Annotated in this window: 6 protein-coding genes; 3 read left to right on the top strand and 3 right to left on the bottom strand. The window is 73.0% G+C overall.

The features are described from left to right. The first annotated feature begins 91 nt into the window (after positions 1–91). On the top strand, positions 92–562 hold the full coding sequence (locus ACWEN3_RS40285; protein ID WP_452981843.1) for a pyridoxamine 5'-phosphate oxidase family protein: 471 nt from the start codon (positions 92–94) through the stop codon (positions 560–562). Between the two features lie 475 nt (positions 563–1,037). On the opposite strand, the gene ACWEN3_RS40290 is transcribed toward ACWEN3_RS40285, so the two are convergent. Continuing rightward, positions 1,038–1,940 carry a LysR family transcriptional regulator gene (locus ACWEN3_RS40290; RefSeq protein WP_452981846.1) on the bottom strand — a complete coding sequence of 301 codons (903 nt, stop codon included), beginning with the start codon at positions 1,938–1,940 and terminating at the stop codon, positions 1,038–1,040. A 74-nt stretch (positions 1,941–2,014) separates the two neighbouring features. On the opposite strand from ACWEN3_RS40290, the gene ACWEN3_RS40295 reads away from it, so the two are divergent. After that, positions 2,015–2,950, top strand: coding sequence for a DMT family transporter (locus ACWEN3_RS40295; protein ID WP_452981849.1), 936 nt, complete (start codon positions 2,015–2,017; stop codon positions 2,948–2,950). 40 nt (positions 2,951–2,990) lie between these two features. Continuing rightward, positions 2,991–3,665 carry a hypothetical protein gene (locus tag ACWEN3_RS40300; protein ID WP_452981852.1) on the top strand — a complete coding sequence of 225 codons (675 nt, stop codon included), beginning with the start codon at positions 2,991–2,993 and terminating at the stop codon, positions 3,663–3,665. 21 nt (positions 3,666–3,686) lie between these two features. Here the strand turns inward: ACWEN3_RS40300 and ACWEN3_RS40305 are convergent, their stop codons facing one another. Both ACWEN3_RS40305 and ACWEN3_RS40310 read right to left on the bottom strand, forming a co-directional pair. After that, positions 3,687–4,337, bottom strand: coding sequence for a hypothetical protein (locus ACWEN3_RS40305; protein ID WP_452981855.1), 651 nt, complete (start codon positions 4,335–4,337; stop codon positions 3,687–3,689). Between the two features lie 182 nt (positions 4,338–4,519). Continuing rightward, positions 4,520–5,441, bottom strand: a 922-nt coding sequence (locus ACWEN3_RS40310) for an aminotransferase class I/II-fold pyridoxal phosphate-dependent enzyme (protein ID WP_452981858.1), incomplete at its 5' end; no start/stop codon positions are given.

Consider the following 5,441-nt stretch of genomic DNA (forward strand, 5'->3'; position numbering starts at 1 on the left):
GCTGGCAGCCGCATGAAAGCCACACCCAGCTCCCCTGGGTGCCACAACCCTACGAATGGCTGGGGCGGACCCAGGAAGAAGGTAGAGCCGCATGACCGTCACTCAGCAGCGCCGGGGCCGGAAGATCATGATGACACCGGGCGAACTGGACGAGTTCCTCACCAGCCAGCGCACCTGCCGGGTCGCGACCGTCTCGGCCGACGGCACTCCGCATGTGAGCGCGCTGTGGTTCGCCTGGGACGGCACCTCGCTGTGGCTGTACTCGGTGGTGCGCAGCCGGCGCTGGATGCAGCTGCGCCGCGATCCGCGGGTGGCGGTGGTCGTCGACTCGGGCGAGGAGTACGACCAGCTGCGCGGGGTCGAGCTGTCCGGCCGGGTGGAGTTCGTGGGCGAGGCGCCGCGCACCGGGGAGCTGTGCGCCGAACTGGACACGGCCGAGACGCTGTTCGCACGCAAGAACTTCGGCCTGGACGAGATGCCGCACGACGGCCGCCACGCCTGGGCCCGGCTCACCCCGGAAAAGATCGTCTCCTGGGACTTCCGAAAACTGGGCGGATCGTAGGGGGGCTCCGCCGAGCGGGCTCAACTGGGCGGGACGTAGGTGCCGGGCGATCGGGGCTCCGCCGGGCATGGCTCAGCTGGGCCGGACCGAGGCGCCGGGCCCGGGCAGCCGGACTCGGCGGCAGCGCTCAGCAGGCTGGACGCGGGCCGGACTCAGCGGGCCCGCATCGGTTGGACCGCGCGGCCAGGACCGGCCGGGCCACGTCCGGCGGGCCGGACCCGAGCGGGCCGGACCCGAGCGGGCGGGCTCAGCAGGCCAGGATCGAGCGGCCCGCGTCCATCTGGCGGTACTTAAGACCACCGGGCGGCCGGGTTCAGGGCAGGCCGGACGCAGCTGAGCCGGGCTCGGCCAGACCAAGCACCCCCGGACCGCGCACAGCGACCGGGCTCGCGTATGCGGCGCTCAGCAGGCCGGGCTCAGCTGAGCCGGGCCCAGCTGGGCCGGGCTCCGGCATGCGGTGCTGGGCTGGTTCGGGTCAGTCGAGTTTTCGGGCTGCGGTGCGCAGGGCGTCGACTGCCGCGCGGATCGAGGGGCGGCGGTCGGCGTCCGCTCGCCAGAGCACGTACACGTGCCGGCGTACACGCTGCCTGAGCGGCACGAGGACCACGCCGTCGGGCACCGGGTGCCGGCCGAGCAGCGGCGCGATGCACACACCGAGACCGGCCGCGACCAGCCCGAGCTGGGTGTGGGTCTCGCCGGCGCGGTGGCCGACGATCGGCTCGACGCCCTTGGAGCGCAGGGTGAAGATCAGCCACTCGTGGCAGAACTCGCCCTCGCCCCAGGTGATCCACTCGTCCTCGGCGAACTCGGCGAGATCCACCTCGTCGCGGCCCGCGAGCCGGTGCCCCACGGGCATGGCGACATCGGCCGGGTCGTCCAGCAGCGGCGCCTTGACCAGGCCGTCGGGCAGGGGCATCGGCTTGTTGTACCAGTCGAGGACCACCGCGAGGTCGAGGTCGCCGCGGACGACCCCGGCAATGCCCTGCTCCGGCTCCAGCTCGCTGGAGCGCACCCGGAGTCCCGGATGCTCGGCGCGCAGCGCCCCGAGCGCGACCGGGAAGAGCCCCCGGGCGGCGGTCGGGAACGCGGACAGCCTCAGCTCTCCGACGACCTGCCCGCGCTGCGCCTCCAGGTCGGACTGGGCCAGCTCGACCTGGGACAGGATGCGCGCCGCGTGCTCCGACAGCAGCCGGCCGGCGTCGGTGAGCCGCACGCCCCGGCCGTTGCGGGCGAGAAGCTGCTGGCCGACCTCGCGCTCCAGCTTGCCCAGCTGCTGGGAGACCGCGGAGGTGGTCACGTGCAGCGCGTCCGCGGCCGCGCTGACCGAACCGTGCCGGGCGAGGGCGTCCAGGGTGCGCAGGCGCTCGAGGTTCAACATGTAAGCGATCCTAAGAGATACCCGGTGGGTATTCTCGATTGTGCTACGAAGTTTCATCCACGATCGTTGAGGCCATGAGCACGGTCATCGCACCCCGAACCCAGTCCCCCGCCCCCACGCGCCCACGCCCCCGCCTCGACTGGCGGCTCCGCTTCGGCGCACTGTCCCTGATCTGGGGCTTCAGCTTCCTGTTGATCAAGGTGGGCACCGGCGGATACGCGCCCTTCCAGGTCACCCTCGGGCGCCTTGTGTTCGGTACGGCGGTGCTGGCGGCGGCGATGGCCGTCAAGCGGGAGCGGCTGCCGCGCGGGGGTCGCCTGTGGGCTCACATGGCGGTCGCCGCGTTCTTCCTGAACGCCCTGCCGTTCTCCCTCTTCGCCTACTCCGAGCTGACCATCCCGTCCACGCTGGCCGGCATCTGCAACGCCACCTCGCCGCTGTGGGGAATGGTCCTGTCACTGGTCGCCCTCTCCGAGGACCGGCCGACCCGGGTCCGTGTGGCCGGGCTCGGTCTCGGCTTCCTGGGGGTGCTGACGGTGCTCGGCGCGTGGCAGGGCTTCCACGGACTGGACGCCACGGGCACGGCGATGGCCCTGCTGGCCTCGCTCAGCTACCCGGTGGGCTGGATCTACGTCCGGCGGACACTGGCCGGCACGGGCAACTCCCATCTTTCCATGACCGGTGGCCAGTTGCTGCTCGCCACGGTCCAGCTGGCCGTCGTGACGCCCCTGTTCACCAGGGTTCCGGACCACTTCGCACTGGTTCCGCTGCTGGCGGTCGCCGCGCTGGGCGCCCTGGGGACCGGCCTGGCGGTGCTGATCCAGTACGGGCTGGTCGACGAAGTCGGCCCGACCACGGCCCAGATGGTGACGTACTTCATCCCCGTGATCGCCACGGCCGCCGGGGTGGCGATCCTCGGGGAGTCGCTGCGGTGGACCACGCCGGTCGGCGCGGTCATCGTGCTGGCGGGCGCGGCGCTCACCCAGGTGAGGCCGAAGAGGGGCGCGTAGCCCGGCGGCCGGAGCGGCGGCGGCGTCTACAGTGATCCGCATGCCGATCCCCGTACACGCCCTCGCCCACCGGCACTTGAGCGTCGAGGCCGTCGCGGAGCTGGTCGCCCTGCCGGCGGTGCCACACGTCCCCGACGATGACGACGACGCCCTGGACGCGGAGACAGGGCGGCGCGGGTGGCACTGGGAGGGCAGTCTGGTCTGCGACTCCTTCCGCACCGCCCATGAACACGTGCTGTGCAGCGAGGACTTCAGCCCGTTCGGAAACCCGGACGCACGCAGCTTCCTCGTCTTCGGCGAGCTGTACCCCGTCGACCCGAACGACGAGCGCATGGCCAACGAGTCCTGGCTGAACGGGTACATGGACGGCTGGGGGAAGCTGCCCGGCTGGAGCTGCGCCAGACCGTCCACCGACCAGGACTGCGAAGCCGTGCTCGCCCGGGCGGCGCGGTCGGTGACGGAGTGCCTCGGTGCGGACGCCGAGCGGACGTTCCTGTCGTCCGCCACCGTGGCCGTCGGCCCCGCGCTGACCCACCGCATCTGGCGCACCCCCACGCACGCCCTCGTCCTCGGCCCCACGGCCGACAACGGACCCTACGGCTACCTCACCCATCTGCAGCTGTCCCACACACCGCTCACCTGCGGCCCGGACCTGCCCGCCGAGGACGACGAGAACGGCCTGGCCCGGTGGGTCGCCGCGCACATCGACTGGTGAGGCCCCGCCGCGGGGCCGGTGTCAGTAGCGCTGGGCCTTGGCGAGGACAGGCGTCAGCTTCGGCTCCGGTGGCTGGTGGCTGAAGGCGATGGGCTGTTCCTTGTGCCCGGGCTTGAGGTGCTCCGCTCCGACGTACCGCGTCTCGACGGTCTTGCCTTCGGCGTTCCTGAAGTCGATCTGCACGGCATAGGAGGCTTCGCTCCGGGTCTTGTTCGTGATCGTGACCAGCACGGCGAGGACCCCGCCGGTCTCTGATCTCGGCACGCCCGTCATGGAGACCTCGGAGAGCGCGTTGCCGGGGGCCTTGACGTCCTTCAGGGCCTGTTGCGCCGCCGTGCTCCTGCGCTGGGTCTCGGCGTCCACCGATGCCTCGAACTCGGAGGCGCGGGCCGAGGCGGACGACGCCGCCGCGGATGCGGAGGCCCGTGCCGAGCTGATCGCCGAGGAGGCCGAGGAGGCCATGGCCGACGGCGGTGTTCCGGAGAAGGACGAGGCATTCGGCGTACTGGTGCCGGGCTGGGGTGAGGAACTGGTGCCGCCTCCGCAGGCGGCGAGCCCGCCGGCGAGGAGAACGGTGCCGAGGGCACTGCCCAGGGCGATCCTGCGCCGGGCCCTTCCGGAGCCGCTGAGTCGTCTCACGGACATGGTGCCGTCCAAGGGGTTGATGGTCATCTTCCTCCATCGTCGGGGCCGGGTTCGCCGCTCGCGACTCGAGCGGCGAGGTACCGGCCCCGCTCCCGCCGGACGGCGTCCCATGGGCGGCGCGGTGTGAACTGCCGGTGGGCCGGTGCTGTGACCGGAAAGGTTTGCCGGAAAGCTCGCGCCGCGAGCCGGTGAACCTTCCGGTCGCGGCACTAGCCGTAGACGCGTGCCGGGGAGGGGCGTACCGCCGCGGCCACCGCGTCCGCGAGCGGGACGATGTCCGCCCTGGTGAGCGTCGAGACGGTGATGCGGACGCCCGGCGGGGAGGCGAGGCGGAAGCGGGCGCCGGGCGCGACCGCCCAGCCCGCCTGGAGGAGACGGGCCACCGCGCCGGTCTCGTCGGGCACCGGGGCCCAGACGTTCATACCGCTGCGGCCGCGGGCGGCGACCCCGCGCTCCGCCAGCGCGTCGATCAGCGCGTCCCTGCGGGCCCGGTACGACCCTGCGACCGCTGCCCGGTCCACCGCGCCCTCGGTCCACAGATGGACCACCGCGCGCTGGAGCAGCAGGCTCACCCAGCCCGGCCCCAGCCGCTGGCGGCCCTGGACCCGGTCGACGGTGACCGGGTCCCCGACGAGGACGGCGAGGCGCAGGTCGGGGCCGTAGGCCTTGGCGGCGGAGCGGACGAGGGCCCAGTGCCGGGTGACGCCGGCGAGCGGGTGCAGTGGCAGGTCGACGATGCCGTGACCGTGGTCGTCCTCGATCAGCAGGGTTTCGGGGTGGTCGCGCAGTACGGCGCGCAGGGCACGGGCGCGGGTGGCGGTCACCGAGGCGCCGGTCGGGTTCTGGGCGCGGTCGGTGACGATCAGGGCGCGGGCCCCGGACTCCAGGGCGCCGCGCAGCTCGTCGGGGGACGGTCCGTCGTCGTCGACGGTCACGGGGACGGTGCGCAGGCCGAGCGCCGGGATCAGGTCGAGGGTGGCACCCCACCCGGGGTCCTCGACGGCGACCGCGTCGCCCGCTCTGAGGTGGGCGGCGAGCACGCGTTCGATGGCGTCGAGGGAGCCCGAGGTGACGGTGAGCGGCCCCGCCGGGACGCCGTCGGCGTCGAGTTCGGCGCGGGCGACGCGGACG

This window comes from Streptomyces sp. NPDC004561, assembly GCF_053602155.1.

Coding starts and splice junctions, on each gene's coding strand:
- ACWEN3_RS40295 (WP_452981849.1), top strand. CDS start 2,015: ATGAGCACGGTCATCGCACCCCGAACCCAGTCCCCCGCCCCCACGCGC.
- ACWEN3_RS40290 (WP_452981846.1), bottom strand. CDS start 1,940: ATGTTGAACCTCGAGCGCCTGCGCACCCTGGACGCCCTCGCCCGGCAC.
- ACWEN3_RS40305 (WP_452981855.1), bottom strand. CDS start 4,337: ATGACCATCAACCCCTTGGACGGCACCATGTCCGTGAGACGACTCAGC.
- ACWEN3_RS40300 (WP_452981852.1), top strand. CDS start 2,991: ATGCCGATCCCCGTACACGCCCTCGCCCACCGGCACTTGAGCGTCGAG.
- ACWEN3_RS40285 (WP_452981843.1), top strand. CDS start 92: ATGACCGTCACTCAGCAGCGCCGGGGCCGGAAGATCATGATGACACCG.